The organism is Streptomyces sp. NPDC006463, assembly GCF_042870715.1.
GTDB lineage: Bacteria > Actinomycetota > Actinomycetes > Streptomycetales > Streptomycetaceae > Streptomyces.
On the sequence record NZ_JBIAHP010000010.1, the window covers coordinates 26,745 to 46,539 of the forward strand.

Below are 19,795 nucleotides of genomic sequence, written 5' to 3' on the forward strand. Positions count from 1 at the left end.
GCGGGGCCTGCGGCTGCCGGACCGCAGCCTGCAGAACCGCTACCGCCCGCCCGAGAAGGGCCCCCGACCGGCGCGGCGGCCTGGAGACCGTCCAGGGCCGCGGGCGGGGCCTGCGGCTGCCGGACCGCAGCCTGCAGAACCGCTACCGCCCGCCCGAGAAGGGCCCCCGACCGGCGCGGCGGCCTGGAGACCGTCCAGGGGCCGCGGGCGGGTGCTGTCGGAGCGCGGGAGCCCCTTCCCGGCCCGCTGCGGCGGCCTCCTCCTGCGAAGTCCGCGCGGAACCCTGCCAGGCTCTGGTCGGCTCCGAGGCGCGCCGCTACGGTCCCGTTCGCGCAAAAGGGGCGGCCCCGGGACCTCTCGGTCCCGGGGCCGCCCTTCGTACTGCTACCGCCCCGCGGTGGTTACGCGCCCTTCGACAGGTCCGGGCCGGAGCCCGTGGCCTCGATCGGGGGGAGGTCCGGCAGAGCCGACTTCTCCTCGCCGCGGAAGGTGAACTTGGCGTCGTCGCCCTCACCCTCCTTGCCGACGACCACGATCTGACCGGGACGAAGCTCGCCGAAGAGGATCTTCTCCGACAGCAGGTCCTCGATCTCGCGCTGGATGGTCCGGCGCAGCGGCCGGGCACCCATGATCGGGTCGTAGCCGCGCTTGGCGAGCAGGAGCTTCGCGTCGCCGCTCAGCTCGATGCCCATGTCGCGGTCCTTCAGGCGCTCGTCGACCTTCGCGATCATCAGGTCGACGATCTGGATGATGTCTTCCTCGGTGAGCTGGTGGAAGACGACCGTGTCGTCGACGCGGTTGAGGAACTCGGGCCGGAAGTGCTGCTTGAGCTCTTCGTTGACCTTCGCCTTCATCCGCTCGTAGCCGGTCTTGGTGTCACCCTGGGCCGCGAAGCCCAGGTTGAAGCCCTTCGAGATGTCCCGGGTACCCAGGTTGGTCGTCATGATGATGACCGTGTTCTTGAAGTCCACGACCCGGCCCTGGGAGTCGGTCAGACGACCGTCCTCCAGGATCTGGAGAAGGGAATTGAAGATATCCGGGTGGGCCTTCTCGACCTCGTCGAAGAGGACGACGGAGAACGGCTTCCGGCGCACCTTCTCGGTGAGCTGGCCGCCCTCTTCGTAGCCCACGTAGCCGGGGGGCGAACCGAAGAGACGGGAAACCGTGTGCTTCTCGCTGAACTCCGACATGTCGAGGGAGATCAGCGCGTCCTCGTCGCCGAAGAGGAATTCGGCGAGCGTCTTGGAGAGCTCGGTCTTACCGACACCGGACGGACCGGCGAAGATGAACGAGCCACCCGGGCGCTTCGGGTCCTTCAGACCCGCACGGGTACGGCGGATCGCCTGCGAGAGCGCCTTGATGGCGTCCTTCTGGCCGATGACCCGACGGTGGAGCTCGTCCTCCATGCGGAGCAGTCGCGAGGACTCCTCCTCGGTGAGCTTGAAGACGGGAATGCCGGTCGCGGTCGCGAGGACTTCGGCGATGAGCTCGCCGTCGACCTCGGCGACGACGTCCATGTCGCCGGCCTTCCATTCCTTCTCGCGCTTGGCCTTCGCCGCCAGCAGCTGCTTCTCCTTGTCACGGAGAGACGCCGCCTTCTCGAAGTCCTGGGAGTCGATGGCCGACTCCTTGTCGCGGCGCACGGCCGCGATCTTCTCGTCGAACTCGCGGAGGTCCGGCGGCGCGGTCATCCGGCGGATGCGCATCCGGGAGCCGGCCTCGTCGATCAGGTCGATCGCCTTGTCCGGGAGGAAGCGGTCCGAGATGTACCGGTCCGCCAGCGTCGCCGCCTGGACGAGGGCCTCGTCCGTGATGGAGACGCGGTGGTGGGCCTCGTAGCGGTCGCGCAGGCCCTTGAGGATCTCGATCGTGTGGGGGAGGGAAGGCTCCGCCACCTGGATCGGCTGGAAGCGGCGCTCAAGGGCCGCGTCCTTCTCGAGGTGCTTGCGGTACTCGTCCAGCGTCGTGGCACCGATGGTCTGGAGCTCACCACGGGCCAGCATGGGCTTGAGGATGCTGGCGGCGTCGATCGCGCCCTCGGCGGCGCCCGCACCCACGAGGGTGTGGAGCTCGTCGATGAACAGGATGATGTCGCCGCGGGTGCGGATCTCCTTGAGCACCTTCTTCAGGCGCTCCTCGAAGTCACCGCGGTAGCGGGAACCGGCGACCAGGGCACCCAGGTCAAGCGTGTAAAGGTGCTTGTCCTTGAGGGTCTCGGGGACCTCGCCCTTGACGATCGCCTGGGCCAGGCCCTCGACGACGGCGGTCTTGCCGACGCCGGGCTCGCCGATGAGGACCGGGTTGTTCTTGGTACGGCGGGACAGCACCTGCATGACCCGCTCGATCTCCTTCTCGCGCCCGATGACCGGGTCGAGCTTGGATTCGCGGGCCGCCTGGGTGAGGTTGCGGCCGAACTGGTCCAGGACGAGCGAGGTCGAGGGCGTACCCTCGGCCGGGCCGCCGGCCGTGGCCGACTCCTTGCCTCCGCCGGTGTAGCCGGAGAGCAGCTGGATGACCTGCTGCCGGACTCGGTTGAGATCGGCGCCCAGCTTCACGAGGACCTGGGCGGCGACGCCCTCGCCCTCGCGGATCAGGCCGAGCAGGATGTGCTCGGTGCCGATGTAGTTGTGGCCGAGCTGGAGGGCCTCTCGGAGCGACAGCTCCAGGACCTTCTTCGCCCGCGGGGTGAAGGGGATGTGGCCGGACGGGGCCTGCTGCCCCTGACCGATGATCTCCTCAACCTGCTGGCGAACAGCCTCGAGCGAAATCCCGAGGCTCTCCAGGGCCTTAGCGGCGACACCCTCACCCTCGTGGATCAAGCCCAGGAGGATGTGCTCGGTGCCGATGTAGTTGTGGTTGAGCATCCGGGCTTCTTCCTGAGCCAGGACGACAACCCGCCGCGCGCGGTCGGTGAACCTCTCGAACATCGTTTATCGCTCCTCAGAGCGGTCGGGCAGTTCGGGGTCGGTCCCCGCCCTGTCCTTCCGCATGCTAGTCCCGCGGGGCGGGACAGCTCATTCCAACTGCCGACATCCGTCCGCGGCTCACCCCAACATCTGCGAGGAAAACCGGCTTGAAGAGCCGACAACTGCTCCAACCCGATGGTGCGAGACGATGTTCCCGCAGGCCAGGCAGATACCCGTCATGCGTGTACGCCGATGGCGAACGGAAGCCGCTCAAATCAGCGTGTCGCCCCGATCCACTAGGAATGTCTTACCCGTAAGGACTGACACTCCATGCCCGCGGCAGCGGTTCCCTCCGCTAAGGGCGAACACACTTCCGTCCCGAATGTGGGACTCCACCCCGCGGATGTTTACGTTCCGCATTGATCCGGGTGCCGTGTGTCACTCTCCCGGCTGCCGCCGGGAGGTGCCCCGGCCGTAACCCGGAGCCGTTCGGGGAGTTGCTCCGGTCATGGCCTTCAGCACCGTCGGCGCCCCCACCGTCCCACTGCCGCGCGTCCCGACCGGGGAAGCCGCGTACGCCTCCTGGTACCGGCGGGTGCTCGGCTGGGCCGTCACGGGCGGCCCGCCCGTCCAGCTCGTCACCGGGTCCCGGTTCGACGTACTGGAGCTGCCGTCCGACGCCGGCGCGGCACTGCTCCGCAGGCCCGTCGCCACCGGGCCGGTGGCCCTCATGGGGCGCCGGATGCGGTTCCTGGTGGCCGCAGGGAGTGCGGAGGAGCTGGAAGGGCTGCTCGACTGGCTGGAGTGGGGCGGGGTCGACCTGGAGCTCACCGGCCTGGGTGCGGGTGGCCGGATCACCGCCCCCGCGCCCCCGGGCGAGGCCCCTGACCCCCGGGGAGCCGCCGTGTGGCTGCGACCCCCCGAGCAGGGCTGCGAGGCGCTGCTGCCCGCCCTGCCGGGCCTCGGAGAAGGCGCCGGGCCCGCCCGTCGGCCCGATCTCGTACGCCTGGTGGCCGCCGCGGCGACGGAGTGCCACCGCGCCCGCCTACGGCGCCGTACGATCCGGTCCGGTCAGCCCTTGGCCTTCTCGTAGGCCTCGCGGATCTCGGCCGGGACGCGACCCCGGTCGTTCACGTTGTAACCGTTCTCCTTCGCCCATGCGCGGATCTCGGCGGTGTCCGGGTTACCGGCCGTCGCGGAGGCGCGGCCCTTGGCGCGGGCCGCGGTGGCGCGCCCACCGGTGCGGCGGCCGCCCTTGGTGTACGGGTCGAGCAGACCGCGGAGCTTTTCAGCGTTGGCGGTGGTGAGGTCGATCTCGTAGGTCTTGCCGTCCAGAGCGAACGTCACCGTCTCGTCCGCCTCGACACCGTCGAGGTCGTCGACAAGAAGGACCTGAACCTTCTGTGCCACCGGGATTTCCTTTCATCGAAAAGCAGTACGCGGAAAGGAAACCGCTTTTGCCTGGAAAACACAAACCCCCCGGCGAGAGGTTCGAGACCGCAACAGGGAGGGAAACGTGCGCGATTCGGACATAGGCCACAGGCGGGTGGACCGCCGGAAAAGCCGCGTTGATCGTTCAGAGGTGCAGAAGCATCCGGCTGTTACCCAAGGTGTTCGGCTTCACTCGTTCGAGACCGAGGAACTCGGCGACGCCCTCGTCATAGGAACGCAGGAGCTCCATGTAGACATCGGTGTCCACCGGGGTCTCCCCGATCTCGACGAAGCCGTGCTTCGCGAAGAAGTCCACTTCGAAGGTGAGGCAGAAAACCCGGCTCACCCCGAGCTCGCGGGCCGTCCGCAACAACTGCGCCAGTACCTGATGACCGACGCCCGCGCCCTTCAAGTCGCGGTCGACCGCCAGAGTGCGCACTTCGGCAAGGTCTTCCCACATCACGTGGAGAGCTCCGCAGCCGACGACCTGGCCGTCGGAGTCGCGTTCCGCGACCCAGAACTCCTGGATGTCCTCGTAAAGGACGACCGGGGCTTTGTCGAGCAGGATCCGCTGCTGCACGTACTGGTCGAGCAGGCGCCTCAGCGCGGGAACATCACCGGTGCGGGCACGGCGGATCGTCACTGTTTCTGCGTGTGCAGCGGAAAACTCTCCCATGGCCCCGGACGTTATCGCCCCGGTGTGCCCGGACGCTCGGCGGAGTCCCCTTCGGCTTCGGCCGGCGCGGGGGCTTCGGCCGCCACCTCGGCGGGGGCTTCGACGGCCGACTCGGCGGCGGACTCGGCGGCCGACTCGGCGGACTCGTCGTCGTGCTGGACGATCCGAACGGCGTCCCTGAGGGCTTCCCGCTGTTCCGCGGACATCATGCCGAAGAAGGCGACGAGGGCGGCCGCGGGGTTGTCGCTCGTCGACCAGGCTTCGTTCATCAGTGCGGCCGAGTAGGCGGCACGGGTGGAGACCGCCGTATATCGATAGGCGCGGCCTTCCGCTTCCCGGCGGACCCAGCCCTTCTGATGGAGATTGTCCATAACGGTCATGACCGTGGTGTACGCGATGGACCGTTCCTGCTGGAGGTCTTCCAGCACTTCCCGAACGGTGACCGGGCGGTTCCACTGCCACACCCGCGTCATCACCGCGTCTTCGAGTTCTCCCAAGGGGCGAGGCACAACAGCACGATAGTGCGGCTTGTGGGTAATTGCCCGACTATTCGACCCGCCAACGCGCAAAAAATCGGGCGCCGGGCCCGAGGCCCTGCGCCCGATACCCGAAGGGTTCTACTTCTGGGGCTGGCGGGCGGCCTCGGCCCGGGCGATCACGGCGTCGACCGCCGCGTCCTCCTTGGCCTTGTTGGCGCCGCCCTGGCTCTTCACGATCGTCACGACGAGAGCGATGAAGAACGCGGCCATCACGACGGGGGGCACGAGCGCGGAGACGTAGTCCATGCCCATCAGCGTAGCTACACGGCGGTGCGCTCGGCCGCCGGGGGCGGGGTGGGCTTGCGGCGCGGCGGGAACACCTCGCCGGGCGTCGGGATGGGCTTCCCCGGCTGCTCGGGCCGCCCCGGCCGCTCGGGGCGCGGCGGCTCATCGGGCCGGGGCGCCGGACGGCCCGGCTGCCGGCCCTGCCCGTCCTTGCCCCCGGCCAGGGCCAGCAGCCGGGTCCGGGGCGCGGGGGCGGTCGTCAGCCGCCGGCGTACGGAGCGCTCCAGGGCGGCCTGGGCGCGGTCCAGCACCGCGGCCGCGACCGGGTTGGCACGCAGGGCCCGCAGCGCGGCGAGGTCGTCGGGCACGGGCTCGTACCCGGCCGCCAGGGCGTCCTGCAGCAGCTCCAGGTAGCCGGAGAGGCTGCCGGGCAGAGCGCCCCGGTAGCGGGCCAGATCCTCGGCGAGGAAGGCTCTGAGCCGGGCCGCCTCCTGGACCACGTCGTCCACCGACTGCGCGAGGCGCAGGCAGTCCTGGACCTCCTCGGCCGCCAGGGGGGCCGAGGAGGACTGAAGGGCGTGGGCGAGCGAGCGCCTGAGCACGTGCAGCTCAGCGGCGCTGAACGCCAGGCCGCCGCGGGATCCGTAAGGCGTGGGCATAGGCCGAAGATACGCGCTAATCGGACAAAAACCCCTGAGGGTGAACGGGCTCGGCGCGGCGGATCCCTCAGCCGGTCTCCTTGACCGCCCGGAGGAATTCGGCCCAGGCGGCCTGGGTCGTGGCGAGCACGAGGTGCGCGGGGTCGGCGTGGTCGGCTACGCGCACCAGGGTGCCGGGTGCGGCGGATACGTAGACGCAGGCGTCCCCCTCACCGCAGAACGAGGACTTCTGCCACGTGGGCTGAGCGGTCATGGTGTCTCCTCCGGGCCCGGGTCGCCGGTCATTCCAGGAGGGACGGTATCCCCGTGACCGGCCGGAACCGCTGACTTCCCGGTAATTCGGAGTTTCGCACCACTCCCGTCCGTGGTGGGGGCGGTGCCGCCGCGGCGGAGCCTCCCGCGCCCCGCCCCTTCCCGAAACCGGGCCCTGCCCGGACCCGCTGGGGCTCCGCCCCGGGCCCTACAGCCGCGCCGCGAACTCCGACACCGCCGACGCCACGTCCGCCGGCGTCCAGGACAGGCCCGGGGCCGTGACCTCCACCTCCGTCAGGGAGAGGCCCGGTACACCGGCCCGGGACCAGCTGCGGAACAGGACCCGCCCCGTCTCCTGCGCCTGGCGCAGACCCGCCTGCGCCAGACGGTCCGCCTCGTACGGCAGCCACACCTGGAACTGGTGCGTGTGCGGGAGCTCCGGGTTGATCCGGAACCACGGGATCCCGGACGCGGCGAACGCCGGCCCCAGCGCGCCCGCCACCATCCGCGCCTGCGCGACGTACGACTCCAGGCGCGGAAGCTCCCGCTCCAGCCCGGTCAGCGCGGCCAGGGCCTGCGGGAACTGCCGGAAGACCTGGCCCCCGTACCGGTGCCGCCAGACCCTGGTCTCCTCCACGAAGTCCCGCGGCCCGGCCAGCGCCGCCCCGCTCAAGCCGCCGAGCGACTTGTAGAACGAGACGTAGACGGAATCCGCCAGACCGGCGATCTCCGTCAGCGGGCGCCCGAAGTGCACCGTGGACTCCCACAGCCGGGCCCCGTCGAAGTGCACCACCGCCTCACGCTCCCGGGCCGCGTCGACCAGCGCCTCCAGCTCCTCCCACGTGGGGAGCAGGAAGCCCGCGTCCCGCAGCGGCAGCTCCAGCATCAGCGTGCCGAACGGCTCCGCGAGGTCCGCGACCTCCGCCGCCGACGGCTGACGGGCCTCCACCGTCGGGTGCGCCACCCGCAGCCCGGAGACGGTCGAGAGCGCCTGCCCCTCCCACCGCTCCGGATGACTCATCGGGTGCAGCGCCACCACCGGGTTCCCGGTCCGCCCGGCCCAGCAGCGCAGGGCCACCTGCTGCGCCATGGTCCCGGTCGGGAAGAACGCCGCGTCCTCGGTGCCCAGCAGCTCCGCGACCCGCCGCTCCAGCGCGTCGACGACCCCGTCCCCGTACACGTCGGCCGGCTGGTCCATGTCGTACGGGGCTCCGGCGAGCTGCGCCAGCAGCTCGCCCACCGTCGGCTCGCGCAGGCAGCGGGAGAGCTTCCGCTCCGCCGCCCGCCAGGCCGCCACCTGCCGCTTCTCGCGCTCGCTGTCCTCGTCCATGGCCCGAATCATCGCCGACCGGCCAAAGAGGCCAGGAGCTAGCATGGCGGCGTATCGTCCGGTACCCCCCGCGGACTGGAACGGAAGGCCCTTCCCGCGTGAACCCAACACAGCAGCCACGCCCTGCCCGGCTGACGGTCGGCGTCGTCGGAGCCGGCCGGGTCGGCCCGGCACTGGCCCGCGCGCTCCAGCAGGCCGGGCACCGGCCCGTCGCCGTATCCGGCGTCTCCGACGCGTCCGTGCGGCGCGCCGCGCGGATGCTGCCCGACGTACCCCTCGTCCCGCCCGCGCAGGTGTTCGAGCTCGCCGACCTGGTCCTGCTCACGGTGCCGGACGACGCGCTGCCGACCCTCGTCGAGGGCCTCGCCGAGACCGGTGCGATCCGGCCCGGGCAGCTCCTCGTACACACCTCCGGGCGGTACGGGACCTCCGTGCTCGACCCGGCGCGCCGCGCGGGCGCGCTGCCGCTGGCCCTGCACCCCGCGATGACCTTCACCGGCACCGACGTCGACGTGCAGCGCCTGGCCGGCTGCTCCTTCGGCGTCACCGCCCCCGAGGAGCTGCGGCTCGCCGCCGAGGCCCTGGTCATCGAGATGGGCGGGGAGCCCGAGTGGATCGCGGAGGACAACCGTCCGCTCTACCACGCGGCCCTCGCGCTCGGCGCGAACCACCTGGTCACCCTGGTCGCCCAGTCGATGGAGCTGCTGCGCACGGCCGGGGTCGAGCACCCCGACCGGATGCTCGGCCCGCTGCTCGGCGCCGCCCTCGACAACGCGCTGCGCTCCGGTGACGCCGCCCTGACCGGCCCGGTGGCCCGCGGCGACGCCGGCACGGTCGCCGCGCACGTCTCGGAGCTGCGCAAGCACGCGCCCGCCGCGGTCGCCGGATACCTGGCCATGGCCCGGACCACCGCCGACCGGGCCCTCGCGCACGGTCTGCTCAAGCCCGAGCTCGCCGAGGACCTGCTCGGCGTCCTCGCGGACAAGGACGGCGACGCCCGATGAGCGAACCACTGCTGCTGCACACCGCCGAGGAGCTCCACGAGCTCGCGCGCGCCGGACGCCGGGCCGTGGTGATGACCATGGGCGCCCTGCACGAGGGGCACGCCACCCTCATCCGCACCGCCCGCGAACAGGCCGGCCCCGACGGCCAGGTCGTCGTCACCGTCTTCGTCAATCCCCTGCAGTTCGGGGCGAACGAGGACCTCGACCGCTATCCCCGCACCCTCGACGCCGACCGGCGGATCGCCGAAGAGGCGGGCGCCGACGCGGTGTTCGCGCCCGCCATCGAGGAGGTCTACCCGGGCGGCGACCCGCAGGTGCGGATCAGCGCCGGACCCATGGGTGAGCGCCTCGAAGGGGCCACCCGCCCCGGCCACTTCGACGGAATGCTGACCGTCGTCGCCAAGCTGCTCCACCTCACCCGCCCCGACCTGGCCCTCTTCGGCCAGAAGGACGCGCAGCAACTGGCCCTGATCCGGCGCATGGTGACCGATCTGAACTTCCCCGTCGAGGTGGTCGGCGTACCGACGGTCCGCGAGGAGGACGGGCTCGCGCTGTCGTCCCGCAACCGCTACCTCTCCCCCGCCGAGCGGCGCACCGCCCTGACGCTGTCGCGCGCCCTGTTCGCCGGGCGCGACCGGCTCGCCGCGCAGGCGGCTTTGCAGGCCCGCGCCGAGGCCTCCCCGGCCAGCGACGAGCGCGCCAGCGCGCTGGCGAAGCTCGGCGAGATCCGCGCCTCCGCGGACGCGCACGCCGTGTCGGTCGCGGGCTGCGGGCTGCCGGACGCCGTACGGGCCGCCGCACAGCACGTGCTGGAGGAGGCGGCCCGGCACGAGCCGCCGCTCGTGCTGGACTACGTGGCGCTGGTGGACCCGCAGGACTTCACCGAGGCCGGTCCCGGATTCACGGGGCACGCCGTCCTGGCCGTCGCCGCGAAGGTGGGCACGACCCGGCTGATCGACAACATCCCACTGGAATTCGGAGCACATTCGTGAGCACCCCAGGCAGAGACATCCAGTCGGGCGGCGCCGGCACCGGCATACGGCTGCACGCACCGGCCCCCGGCTGGTCGCTCGACGCCGATGTCGTGGTCGTCGGCTCCGGCGTCGCGGGGCTGACCGCCGCGCTGCGCTGCGCCGCCGCGGGCCGCCGTACGGTCGTGGTCACCAAGGCACGGCTCGACGACGGCTCCACCCGCTGGGCCCAGGGCGGGATCGCCGCGGCCCTCGGCGAGGGCGACACCCCCGAGCAGCACCTGGAAGACACCCTCGTCGCGGGCGCCGGCCTGTGCGACGAGGCGGCCGTACGGCTGCTCGTCACCGAAGGCCCGGACGCGGTCCGGCGGCTGATGGCCACCGGCGCCGTCTTCGACACCTCCGCGGAGACCGGGGAGATAGAGCTGACCCGCGAGGGCGGCCACCACCGGCGCCGGATCGCGCACGCTGGCGGCGACGCCACCGGCGCCGAGATCTCGCGGGCCCTGGTCGAGGCCGTGCAGGCCGCCGGCATCGAGACCGTGGAGAACGCGCTCGTACTGGACCTGCTGCAGGACGCGCAGGGGCGGACGGCCGGTGTCACGCTGCACGTCATGGGCGAGGGCCAGCACGACGGCGTCGGCGCCGTCCACGCGCCCGCCGTGATCCTCGCGACCGGCGGCATGGGCCAGGTCTTCTCGGCGACCACCAACCCGTCGGTGTCGACGGGCGACGGGGTGGCGCTCGCGCTGCGCGCCGGGGCCGAGGTCTCCGACCTGGAATTCGTGCAGTTCCACCCGACGGTGCTGTTCCTCGGCCCGGACGCCGAGGGGCAGCAGCCCCTGGTGTCGGAGGCGGTGCGCGGCGAGGGCGCGTACCTCGTCGACGCGGACGGCGTCCGGTTCATGGTGGGGCAGCACGAGCTCGCGGAGCTGGCACCGCGCGACATCGTCGCCAAGGGCATCATGCGCCGCATGCAGGAGCAGGATGCGCGGCACATGTTCCTGGACGCCCGGCACTTCGGCGCCGAGATGTGGGAGCAGCGCTTCCCGACCATCCTCGCCGCCTGCCGCGCGCACGGCATCGATCCGGTGACCGAGCCGATCCCGGTCGCGCCCGCCGCGCACTACGCGTCCGGCGGCGTACGGACCGACCTGCACGGGCGCACCACCGTCCCCGGCCTGTACGCGTGCGGCGAGGTCGCCTGCACCGGTGTGCACGGCGCGAACCGGCTGGCCTCCAACTCCCTCCTGGAGGGGCTGGTGTTCGCGGAGCGGATCGCGGACGACATCGCCGCGCAGGCCCGCACCGGCAACGGCCCGGGCATACCCGTTCCCGCGACCGGCCCGCTGCAGCCCGCCGAGGCGCGGTTCGAGGTCCAGCGGATCATGACGGACGGCGCGGGCGTGCTGCGCTCGGCCGAGTCGCTGCGTACGGCCGCCGAGGCCCTCGAAGGCCTGTACGCGACCGCCCTGAACAACCTCGAAGCGCACGGCAAGACCGCCGAACCGGGGGTGGACACCTGGGAGGCCACGAACCTGCTGTGCGTGGCCCGGGTGCTGGTCGCGGCCGCGCAGCGGCGCGTGGAGACCCGCGGCTGCCACTGGCGCGAGGACCATCCGGACCGGGACGACGCCGTCTGGCGCCGCCACCTCGTCGTCCGGCTCTCGGCGACCGAGAAGCGCGCCCTGGTCGTCGCCCCCACCGACTCCGCGGACTTCCCGTCCGTGCACGTCCCCTTGAGCACCCAGAGCCTGGAGCAGTGACCGTGAGCACCCCCGAACTTCCCCTGATCGACCAGAACGACGGCGGCTGCGGCGACGACTGCGCCTGCGGTGGCGGCGAGGAGAGCGGCCTCGACCCGGCGCTGGCCCAGCTGCTCGCGGACGCGGGCCTGGACCCCGTCGAGGTCGAGGACATCGCGCACATGGCGCTCTCCGAGGACCTGGACGGCGGCGTCGACGTCACCACCGTCGCCACGGTGCCCGAGGACGCGGAGGCGGTGGCCGACTTCGTCGCGCGCGAGGACGGCGTCGTGTCCGGTCTGCGCATCGCCGAGGCCGTGTTCTCCGTGGTCTGCACGGAGGCCTTCGAGGTGGAGCGGCACGCGGAGGACGGCGACACCGTCACGGCCGGGCAGCTGCTGCTGTCCGTACGCTCGCGCACCCGCGACCTGCTCACGGCGGAGCGCAGCGCGCTGAACATCCTGTGCCGCCTGTCGGGCATCGCGACGGCCACCCGCCGCTGGGCGGACGTGCTGGAGGGCACCGGGGCGAAGGTCCGCGACACCCGCAAGACCACGCCGGGCCTGCGCGCGCTGGAGAAGTACGCGGTGCGCTGCGGCGGCGGCGTCAACCACCGCATGTCGCTGTCCGACGCGGCGCTGGTCAAGGACAACCACGTGGTGGCGGCGGGCGGGGTCGCGCAGGCCTTCAAGGCCGTACGGGAGGCCTTCCCGGAGGTCCCGATCGAGGTCGAGGTCGACACCATGGAGCAGATCGGTGAGGTCCTGGAAGCGGGCGCCGACCTGATCCTGCTGGACAACTTCACGGTCGCGCAGACCGCCGAGGCCGTGGCGCTGGTGGCCGGCCGCGCGGTGCTGGAGTCCTCGGGCCGCCTGACCCTGGACACCGCCCGGGCGTACGCGGAGACCGGCGTGGACTACCTGGCCGTCGGCGGGCTGACCCACTCCTCGCCGATCCTGGACATCGGCCTCGATCTGCGCGAGGCGGTGTAACCGGTGCTCCTCACCATCGACGTGGGCAACACCCACACGGTCCTGGGGCTGTTCGACGGTGACGAGATCGTCGAGCACTGGCGCATCTCGACCGACCCGCGGCGCACGGCGGACGAGATGGCCGTGCTCATGCAGGGCCTGATGGGCATGCACCCGATGCTCGGCAGCGAGCTGGGCGACGGCATCCACGGCATCGCGATCTGCTCGACGGTGCCGGCGGTCCTGCACGAGCTGCGCGAGGTCACCCGCCGCTACTACGGCGACGTGCCGGCGGTGATCGTGGAGCCCGGCACCAAGACGGGCGTGCCGATCCTCATGGACAACCCGAAGGAGGTCGGCGCGGACCGCATCGTGAACGCGGTCGCGGTGGTCGAGCTCTACGGGGGCCCGGCGATCGTGGTCGACCTGGGTACGGCGACCACCTTCGACGCGGTGTCCGCGAAGGGCGAGTACGTGGGCGGGGTGATCTCCCCGGGCATCGAGATCTCGATGGAGGCACTGGGAATCCGCGGCGCCCAGCTGCGGAAGATCGAACTGGCCCGGCCGCGCAACGTGGTCGGCAAGTCCACGGTCGAGGCGATGCAGTCGGGCGTGGTGTACGGCTTCGCGGGGCAGGTCGACGGGATCGTCGCCCGGATGGCCAAGGAGCTGGCGGGCCCGAACGGCGACCCGGACGACGTCCGCGTCATCGCCACCGGCGGGCTGGCGCCGATCGTGCTCGGCGAGTCCTCGGTGATCGACGACCACGAGCCGTGGCTGACGCTGATCGGCCTGCGGCTGGTCTACGAGCGCAACGCGCCCAACTTCGAGTAACGGGGCGGCAGATGAGTGCCCCCGGCTCCTCCCGCTCACGGGTGCGGAAGCCGGGGGCACGCGCATGTGCGCGGTGTTAACTTGTCCAAATGCCTCGTGACACTGCGTACTTGCAGATTGCCGACGCGCTCCGGGAGCGGATCAGGGCCGGGGAATGGACGGCCGGAGCCCGGCTGCCGTCGCGGGCCCGGTTCGCCGAGGAGTACGCGGTCGGGCAGAGCGTCGCGCAGCGGGCGATGGAGCTCCTGATCATCGAGGGCTTCCTCGAAGGCCGGGCCGGCTCCGGCACCTACGTCCGGGGCCCGCGCCGGCGGATGCGGATCCCGCGCTCCCGGCTGCGGCGGCTGAGCGGCCCGGGCGGCCGCGACAACGGCGGCGGTACGTGGCAGTCGCGGTCCAAGGCCCGCACCCCGGCGCCGGAGCGGATCGCGGCGCGGCTGGCCATCGCCCCGGGGGACCCGTGCGTGGTCACCTCGTACGCGTTCCTGTCCCAGGGGCGGCCGGTGGAGACCTGCGAGTCGTGGGAGCCGATGGCGGTCACGGACCGCACGCCGGTCGTACTCCCGGAGAACGGGCCGCTGAAGGGGGCCGGGGTGATCGAGCGGATGCGGGCGATCGGGGTGACGGTCGTATCGGCGACGGAGATCCCGCGGCCGGCGCGCGCGGACCAGGCGCGTGCCGATCTGCTCGGCATCAGTGTCGGCGACCTGATCACCGAGATCGAGCGGACGCACTACGCGGCGGACGGCCGCCCGGTGGAGACGGCCGACATCATGGTCGCGGACCGGCGCGCGGAGGTCGCGTACGAGATCACGTTCGGGCCGTGAGCCTGCGCAGTGCCGCCCACCAGGGGTGATTGCCCGGGCGTCCGTCCAGTACGGCCCGGAACTGCTCGTACGACCGGGTCTCGCGGACCACGGCGAGATCGTCCCGACCCGGCGGCGGGGGCATCGGGTCGCCGTGCTGGGACGCCCGGTAGATGTCGATGAGGTATTGCTCGATTGCGGTCATATGCCCACCCTCTCCCCGTGACTGCCCGGGCGCACCCCGCAGAATGGGCGGATGAGCGTCACCATCGACATCGCCGGGCTCCCCGCCGAGCGGATCTCCTTCTCCCCCTCGCCGCTCGCGGAGCTCTGCATGGCCCTGCACGCGCTCTCCCAGCCCGCCCACCACCCCGCGCTCAGCTCCTGGACCACCGCCACCGCCGCCGCCCTCGACCCGTGCCTCGCGGACCGGCTGCTGGAGGGCGACTTCATGTGGCGGAGCTCCTTCGCCGACATCTTCATGCCCTTCGCCGGAGTCCCCGGCGGGACCGGACTGCCCGCCGCGACCCTGGCCGAGGAGCTCGACGTACTCGACCGGCTGGACGACGAACGGTTCGTGATGGCCGCCCTGGAGCACTGCTGGCTGGCCCTGTACAACGAGGGCGGCTGGCCCTCCCCGCTCACGGACCCGGCGGCGCGTGCCAGGGCGCTGGAGACGGCCGCCGCCCGCGGCCCCCGCCAGCTGGACTTCTCGCTGCGCCTGCTGGACGACACCGCCGCCGTCCGGGTGTGGATGCGGCGGCTCCTAGAGGACTGCGACGAGGCGTTCTTCGCCGAGACCTGGAAGCGCGTCGAGCCCGGGCAGAGCGCCGACGCCCGGCACAAGACCGAGCTTCTGCGCCGCAAGGGGCTGCCGGCCGCACTGAAGGAGGTCTCGGGCGCGCTCGGCGTCGACGAGGGCCGCACCACCATCACCGCCGACAAGATGGTCGACGGCTCGACCACCGCCATGGACCCCCGCCTGGGCCCCGGCCTGGTCTTCATACCGACCAACTTCGGCTGGCCGCACCTGCTGGTGCTGCACGCGCCGGGCTGGCGGCCGGTGGTCCACTACCCGCTCGGCACCCCCGAACTGGCGGCCGCGCCCGGATCGGTGGAGCTGCTCCAGCGGCGGATGGAGGCACTGGCACATCCCATGCGGATGATGCTGTGCCGGAGTCTGGCCAGGGCCCCGTACACGACGAGCGAGCTGGCGACCGTGTACGGGATCACCGCGCCGGAGGTGTCACGGCATCTGGCGGTATTGAAAAAGGCCGGTCTGATCCATACACGGCGTCAAGGGCGTTATGCCCAACATCAGTTGGATCTGCCTGCGGTCGCCCGCATCGGTTCGGACTTCATCGAGGGCATCCTCCGTTAGACGCAAGCTCGCCGATATGCGGAATTGCTGAACCGGAATCAGTTAAAACTCTGGCCAGAGTGGCTCTTCGCTGCTTAACGTGCGTCCACCGTTTCGCCTGCTCGCACTTTGCCGTGAAAGGACCTACATGCCCTCTCGCCGTATAGCCGCAGCAACCGCCGCCCTGGCAGCCGCGGCCCTCGTCTCCCCGCTGCTCCTCGCCGGGCCGGCCGGTGCCACCGGAAGCCCGCAGAGCGACGCCGCGCGTGGTGACGCGCTGGCCAGGAAGCTGGTCAAGGACGCGACCGGCAAGGGCGCCTACAGCCACCTGAAGGTCTTCCAGTCGATCGCCGACTACAACAAGGGCACGCGCGTCGCCGGCTCCAAGGGCCACGAGCAGTCCGCCAAGTACGTCGAGGCCGTGATGAAGGCGGCCGGCTACCAGGTCACGAAGAACGAGTTCGACTTCGTCTACGTCGAGACCATCGCCGAGAAGCTGACGGTGAACGGCAGCGGCGCGCACGACGTCCCGATCCACCTGATGACGTACACGGCGAGCACCCCCGAGGGGGGCGTGACCGCCCAGGTCGCCGTGGCGCCGGTCGACGCGGACGGTACGAACGGCTGCGAGCCCGGCGACTTCGCCGCCGGCGCCTTCACCGGCAAGATCGCGCTTGTCAAGCGCGGCGGCTGCACCTTCGCCGCCAAGCAGGCCAACGCGGCGGCGGCCGGCGCGGTCGGCGCGGTCATCTACAACAACACGGCGGGCGCCCTGAACGGCACCCTCGGCGACGCGAACGCGGGCAAGGTCCCGACCGGCGGCATCACCCAGGCGGACGGCGAGAAGCTCGCCGCCGACGCAGCGGCCGGCCCGGTCGAGGTCACCCTCGACATCCGCCAGTTCCGCGAGAACCGCAAGACGTACAACGTCGTCGCGGAGACCCGCGGCGGGGACGCGGACAACACCGTCTTCCTCGGAGCGCACCTCGACTCGGTGGCGGCGGGCCCGGGCATCAACGACAACGGCTCCGGTTCGGCCGGCATCCTCCAGGTCGCGCAGCGCCTCGCGAGCAGCCAGACGAAGATCAAGAACAAGGTCAAGTTCGCCTGGTGGTCGGCGGAGGAGTACGGCCTGCTCGGCTCCGAGGCGTACGTCGCGGGGCTGACGGACGCGCAGAAGAAGCAGATCAAGCTCTACCTGAACTTCGACATGATCGCCTCGCCGAACTCCGCGTACTTCGTGTACGACGGCGACAACTCGGACGGGGTGGGCGCGGGCCCCGGCCCGGAGGGCTCCGCCCAGCTGGAGAAGGGGATCAACGACTTCCTCGACTCCAAGAAGATCCCGCACGCGGGCACGGACTTCTCCGGCCGCTCGGACTACGGCCCGTTCATCGAGGTCGGCATCCCGTCGGGCGGTACGTTCACGGGCGCCGAGGGCATCAAGACGCCGGAGGAGGCCGCGAAGTTCGGCGGGCAGGCCGGCGTCGCCTATGACGTGAACTACCACGGCAAGGGTGACGACATCACGAACATCGACCAGAAGGCGCTCGACATCAACGTCGACGTCATCGCGGACGCGGTCGGCCACTACGCCTTCGACCTGGCCCCGCTCTCGAAGCCGGTCGTCTCCGCGCCGACGCCCGGCGGCGGAAGCGGCGGCGGCCTGCACGAGGGCCACGACGAGGTCCAGCAGTAGTCACACCCAGGTGGCCGAAGGGGCCGGGATCCCGCTCACGGGGTGCCGGCCCCTTCGCCGTCTCCTACGGGGCGCCCCGCGACCACCCCGCGGTGACGTACGCGATCGCCTCGGCGGCCTTGTCCAGCCGACGGGAGCCGGAGCGGGTGGTCCTGCTCAGTTCCACGTGCAGGAAGCGGGTCCCGTGCTCGGCGGCGAGCCGGCCCTGCTCATTGGTCCGGCCCGACAGCTTGCAGGTGGCGGACCACGCCCGGCACACGTCGAAGCCCTGCCCGTGCAGCTTTCCGGCCAGCCGTTCGGCGTCCTCGACCGCCCGGCTCCCCGCACCGGTGGAGACGACGGAGTCGGTGCCGGGGACGGAGCTGTCGGCGAAGCCGTGCAGTTGGATGCCCGGCAGGCCGCGCCGGGCGAGTTCCGCGATCACGGCGTGGAAGACCGAGTCGGTGCGGTGCGCCATGTCGGCCGGCGCCCCCTCGCCCCCTTCGCCCCCTTCGCCCCCGTCGTCCGCCTCGTCGCCGGCTGCGCCCTCCCCGGGGCCCGCGCCGGTCCCCGCCGTACGGTGGGCCCCCGCCATGACCATGACCCCGCCGGGGGCGCCGCGCAGCACCCTGGCCCCGAGCCGCTCGGTGCCCTGGTCGGCGACGGGGTGCGGGACCTGGACCGACCAGCGCGGGGGTCCGTCGAGGTCGACGTAGACACGGCCCCAGCCCCGGGTGGCCGAACCGGACCGGCCCGCCCCGTCGGAGACCTCCGCGAAGCGGCGTCCGCCGGCCGTGTCGGTGAAGGTGTCGAGCTTGTAGTCCACCTCGGCCAGCCGGGAGCGCGCCGCGTCGACATTCCCCTCGAAAAGGGCGGAAATACCCTCGACGATGATCGTCTTCTCGGCCTGAGTGGGCGCGCGATAGCCGCCCGTCGTGCCGAATTCCGCGGCGAATCGGGTGACCCGGTCGAGCAGGTCTATGTCCTGCGCCACAGGGGGCGCAGCGGGTGCGGTTCCCTTTTCGACCGAATTGGCTGGATCGAAAGTGGCGTAGGCCACCAGCAGCATGATCACGCCGCAGACGATCGCACCAATCGTTATGTCCTTTGTGAACTTCACAGTCTTCACTGGCTGAAAATAGCTGAGTGAAAATCGCCCCTGCCCGCCCGGTCTCCGCCCTGACCCGCGCCGCGCTCCTCATCCTCCCGCTGAGCCTTTCGCTCGCGGGATGCGGCCTCCTCGGCGGAGCTCAGGAGAAGCCGGGGCCGGCGGCGGGCGATGCGGCGGGCGCGGGCGCCAGGAGCGCGGGCCGGTCCTTCACCGTCGCCGCCGCGGGCGACATCCTCATCCACCCCCAGCTGACCGACCAGGCCGCCCGGGACGCCAAGGCGGCCGGGCACACGGGGTACGACTTCGACCGGATCATGGCGGGGGTCAAGCCGGTCATCAGCAAGGCCGATCTCGGCATCTGCCACATGGAGCCGGTCCTGGGCCAGCCGAACGGCCCCTTCCAGACCTACCCCGACTTCCTCGTCCCGCCGCAGATCGCCAAGACGATCAAGAACGTCGGGTACGACACCTGCTCGACGGCCTCGAACCACACCCTCGACCACGGCCCGGAGGGCGTCTTCCGCACCCTGGACACCCTGGACCGGGAGGGCCTCAAGCACACCGGATCCGCCCGGAGCAAGGACGAGAGCGACAAGCCCCTGATCCTGGACGTCAAGGGCGTCAAGGTCGCCCAGATCTCCTTCGCCTTCGGCTTCAACGGGCGCGAGGTCCCCAAGGACAAGCCCTGGCTGGCCAACCTCATCAGCTTCAAGGCCATCGCCGCCGCCGAGAAGAAGGCCCGCGCCGCCGGAGCCGAGGTGGTGATCCTCTCCATCCACTGGGGCCGCGAGCACCAGCCGAACCCGAGCAACCCGCAGCTGGAACTGGCCCGCCGGATCGCCAAGGAGACCGGGATCAACCTGGTCATCGGCCACCACGCCCACGTCGTGCAGCCGATGGAGAAGGTCGACGGCACATGGGTCGCCTACGGCCTCGGCAACCAGCTCGCCCGCCACGACGTGCCCAGCGGTCTGACCGAGGAGGGCGCCATCGGCTGGTTCGAGTTCAGCGAGAAGAACGGCAAGTGGGACGTCCAGGCCCGCTTCGTGCCCACCTTCACCGACATCCCGCCGGACCCCGAGAGCGACCCGGGGTCGGACCTGCCCGGCACGAACACCCAGCCGGTACGCGACCACCGCCTGGTCGACGTCGTGGAGGCCCTCCAGAACGACAAGAACCTGCTGCCGGAGCAGCGCGCCCGCTATCGCCTGGCCTTCGAGCGCACCCAGGGCACCATGCTCAACCGCGGCGCCGGCAAGGACGGACTGCGACCCGTGCGGGGGCTGCCCGGATAACG

At 71.5% G+C, this 19,795-nt stretch carries 20 protein-coding genes; 10 read left to right on the forward strand and 10 right to left on the reverse strand.

The genetic code is table 11. From position 1 onward, the window contains the following. Nucleotides 1-401: 401 nt before the first annotated feature. Entirely contained in the window at nt 402-2,927 is a 2,526-nt protein-coding gene (locus ACFYOB_RS19190) for an ATP-dependent Clp protease ATP-binding subunit (protein WP_328926962.1), read from the reverse strand. A 487-nt stretch (nt 2,928-3,414) separates the two neighbouring features. Here ACFYOB_RS19190 and ACFYOB_RS19195 point away from each other — a divergent pair, with 487 nt between their 5' ends. Further along, nucleotides 3,415-3,999, forward strand: a complete 585-nt coding sequence (locus tag ACFYOB_RS19195) for an SCO3374 family protein (protein WP_388561023.1) — start codon at nt 3,415-3,417, stop codon at nt 3,997-3,999. Here the strand turns inward: ACFYOB_RS19195 and ACFYOB_RS19200 are convergent. The 7 genes from ACFYOB_RS19200 to ACFYOB_RS19230 form a co-directional block, all read right to left on the reverse strand. Next, complete coding sequence (locus ACFYOB_RS19200) at nt 3,978-4,316, reverse strand: Lsr2 family protein (protein WP_388561024.1); 339 nt, start codon at nt 4,314-4,316, stop codon at nt 3,978-3,980. The two genes, ACFYOB_RS19195 and ACFYOB_RS19200, sit on opposite strands and share 22 nt — an antisense overlap. Nucleotides 4,317-4,482: 166 nt before the next feature. Further along, nucleotides 4,483-5,013: an amino-acid N-acetyltransferase gene (locus tag ACFYOB_RS19205; RefSeq protein WP_388561025.1), complete on the reverse strand. Its 531-nt coding sequence runs from the start codon at nt 5,011-5,013 to the stop codon at nt 4,483-4,485. 11 nt (nt 5,014-5,024) lie between these two features. Beyond that, entirely contained in the window at nt 5,025-5,522 is a 498-nt protein-coding gene (locus ACFYOB_RS19210; RefSeq protein WP_388561026.1) for a BlaI/MecI/CopY family transcriptional regulator, read from the reverse strand. 108 nt (nt 5,523-5,630) lie between these two features. After that, nucleotides 5,631-5,798, reverse strand: a complete 168-nt coding sequence (locus ACFYOB_RS19215) for a hypothetical protein (protein ID WP_214930396.1) — start codon at nt 5,796-5,798, stop codon at nt 5,631-5,633. A gap of 14 nt (nt 5,799-5,812) precedes the next feature. After that, the gene (locus ACFYOB_RS19220; RefSeq protein ID WP_388561027.1) at nt 5,813-6,436 is read right to left on the reverse strand and encodes a hypothetical protein; all 624 of its coding nucleotides are present in this window, start codon (nt 6,434-6,436) and stop codon (nt 5,813-5,815) included. A gap of 67 nt (nt 6,437-6,503) precedes the next feature. After that, entirely contained in the window at nt 6,504-6,689 is a 186-nt protein-coding gene (locus ACFYOB_RS19225; protein WP_328926956.1) for a DUF397 domain-containing protein, read from the reverse strand. Nucleotides 6,690-6,896: 207 nt separating this feature from the next. Further along, nucleotides 6,897-8,018, reverse strand: a complete 1,122-nt coding sequence (locus ACFYOB_RS19230) for a threonine aldolase family protein (protein ID WP_388561028.1) — start codon at nt 8,016-8,018, stop codon at nt 6,897-6,899. A gap of 98 nt (nt 8,019-8,116) precedes the next feature. Between ACFYOB_RS19230 and ACFYOB_RS19235 the strand changes: the two genes are divergently transcribed. The 6 genes from ACFYOB_RS19235 to ACFYOB_RS19260 all read left to right on the forward strand — a co-directional run bounded on the left by ACFYOB_RS19235 (nt 8,117) and on the right by ACFYOB_RS19260 (nt 14,370). Beyond that, nucleotides 8,117-9,022, forward strand: a complete 906-nt coding sequence (locus ACFYOB_RS19235) for a Rossmann-like and DUF2520 domain-containing protein (protein WP_388561029.1) — start codon at nt 8,117-8,119, stop codon at nt 9,020-9,022. Next, nucleotides 9,019-10,014: a pantoate--beta-alanine ligase gene (panC, locus tag ACFYOB_RS19240; RefSeq protein ID WP_388561030.1), complete on the forward strand. Its 996-nt coding sequence runs from the start codon at nt 9,019-9,021 to the stop codon at nt 10,012-10,014. The genes ACFYOB_RS19235 and panC overlap by 4 nt, the downstream gene beginning before the upstream one ends. Then, nucleotides 10,011-11,759 carry an L-aspartate oxidase gene (locus ACFYOB_RS19245; protein WP_388561031.1) on the forward strand — a complete coding sequence of 583 codons (1,749 nt, stop codon included), beginning with the start codon at nt 10,011-10,013 and terminating at the stop codon, nt 11,757-11,759. The genes panC and ACFYOB_RS19245 overlap by 4 nt, the downstream gene beginning before the upstream one ends. Nucleotides 11,760-11,761: 2 nt before the next feature. Then, on the forward strand, nt 11,762-12,730 hold the full coding sequence (gene nadC, locus ACFYOB_RS19250; protein ID WP_388561032.1) for a carboxylating nicotinate-nucleotide diphosphorylase: 969 nt from the start codon (nt 11,762-11,764) through the stop codon (nt 12,728-12,730). A 3-nt stretch (nt 12,731-12,733) separates the two neighbouring features. After that, nucleotides 12,734-13,543, forward strand: a complete 810-nt coding sequence (locus tag ACFYOB_RS19255; RefSeq protein WP_388561033.1) for a type III pantothenate kinase — start codon at nt 12,734-12,736, stop codon at nt 13,541-13,543. A gap of 89 nt (nt 13,544-13,632) precedes the next feature. Then, nucleotides 13,633-14,370: a GntR family transcriptional regulator gene (locus ACFYOB_RS19260; RefSeq protein WP_388561034.1), complete on the forward strand. Its 738-nt coding sequence runs from the start codon at nt 13,633-13,635 to the stop codon at nt 14,368-14,370. Here the strand turns inward: ACFYOB_RS19260 and ACFYOB_RS19265 are convergent. Further along, a complete protein-coding gene (locus tag ACFYOB_RS19265; RefSeq protein WP_388561035.1) occupies nt 14,354-14,554 on the reverse strand; it encodes a hypothetical protein in 201 nt (66 codons plus the stop codon). The two genes, ACFYOB_RS19260 and ACFYOB_RS19265, sit on opposite strands and share 17 nt — an antisense overlap. Before the next feature lie 51 nt (nt 14,555-14,605). Between ACFYOB_RS19265 and ACFYOB_RS19270 the strand changes: the two genes are divergently transcribed. Beyond that, entirely contained in the window at nt 14,606-15,730 is a 1,125-nt protein-coding gene (locus ACFYOB_RS19270) for a DUF5937 family protein (protein ID WP_388561036.1), read from the forward strand. A 127-nt stretch (nt 15,731-15,857) separates the two neighbouring features. Next, nucleotides 15,858-17,408 (forward strand): M28 family metallopeptidase, encoded by a 1,551-nt coding sequence (locus tag ACFYOB_RS19275; RefSeq protein WP_388561037.1) that lies wholly within the window; start codon nt 15,858-15,860, stop codon nt 17,406-17,408. A 64-nt stretch (nt 17,409-17,472) separates the two neighbouring features. Here ACFYOB_RS19275 and ACFYOB_RS19280 read toward each other — a convergent pair whose 3' ends face one another. Continuing rightward, on the reverse strand, nt 17,473-18,456 hold the full coding sequence (locus ACFYOB_RS19280) for a hypothetical protein (RefSeq protein WP_388561428.1): 984 nt from the start codon (nt 18,454-18,456) through the stop codon (nt 17,473-17,475). A gap of 140 nt (nt 18,457-18,596) precedes the next feature. On the opposite strand from ACFYOB_RS19280, the gene ACFYOB_RS19285 reads away from it, so the two are divergent. Then, complete coding sequence (locus tag ACFYOB_RS19285; protein ID WP_388561430.1) at nt 18,597-19,793, forward strand: CapA family protein; 1,197 nt, start codon at nt 18,597-18,599, stop codon at nt 19,791-19,793. Nucleotides 19,794-19,795: the final 2 nt, after the last annotated feature.

Excerpts from the sequence above, each read along its gene's own strand:
- ACFYOB_RS19225 (WP_328926956.1), bottom strand. The coding sequence starts at position 6,689 with ATGACCGCTCAGCCCACGTGGCAGAAGTCCTCGTTCTGCGGTGAGGGG.
- ACFYOB_RS19280 (WP_388561428.1), bottom strand. The coding sequence starts at position 18,456 with ATGCTGCTGGTGGCCTACGCCACTTTCGATCCAGCCAATTCGGTCGAA.
- ACFYOB_RS19205 (WP_388561025.1), bottom strand. The coding sequence starts at position 5,013 with ATGGGAGAGTTTTCCGCTGCACACGCAGAAACAGTGACGATCCGCCGT.
- ACFYOB_RS19220 (WP_388561027.1), bottom strand. The coding sequence starts at position 6,436 with ATGCCCACGCCTTACGGATCCCGCGGCGGCCTGGCGTTCAGCGCCGCT.
- ACFYOB_RS19270 (WP_388561036.1), top strand. The coding sequence starts at position 14,606 with ATGAGCGTCACCATCGACATCGCCGGGCTCCCCGCCGAGCGGATCTCC.
- ACFYOB_RS19265 (WP_388561035.1), bottom strand. The coding sequence starts at position 14,554 with ATGACCGCAATCGAGCAATACCTCATCGACATCTACCGGGCGTCCCAG.
- ACFYOB_RS19230 (WP_388561028.1), bottom strand. The coding sequence starts at position 8,018 with ATGGACGAGGACAGCGAGCGCGAGAAGCGGCAGGTGGCGGCCTGGCGG.
- ACFYOB_RS19215 (WP_214930396.1), bottom strand. The coding sequence starts at position 5,798 with ATGGACTACGTCTCCGCGCTCGTGCCCCCCGTCGTGATGGCCGCGTTC.
- ACFYOB_RS19275 (WP_388561037.1), top strand. The coding sequence starts at position 15,858 with ATGCCCTCTCGCCGTATAGCCGCAGCAACCGCCGCCCTGGCAGCCGCG.
- panC (WP_388561030.1), top strand. The coding sequence starts at position 9,019 with ATGAGCGAACCACTGCTGCTGCACACCGCCGAGGAGCTCCACGAGCTC.
- ACFYOB_RS19260 (WP_388561034.1), top strand. The coding sequence starts at position 13,633 with ATGCCTCGTGACACTGCGTACTTGCAGATTGCCGACGCGCTCCGGGAG.
- ACFYOB_RS19195 (WP_388561023.1), top strand. The coding sequence starts at position 3,415 with ATGGCCTTCAGCACCGTCGGCGCCCCCACCGTCCCACTGCCGCGCGTC.
- ACFYOB_RS19190 (WP_328926962.1), bottom strand. The coding sequence starts at position 2,927 with ATGTTCGAGAGGTTCACCGACCGCGCGCGGCGGGTTGTCGTCCTGGCT.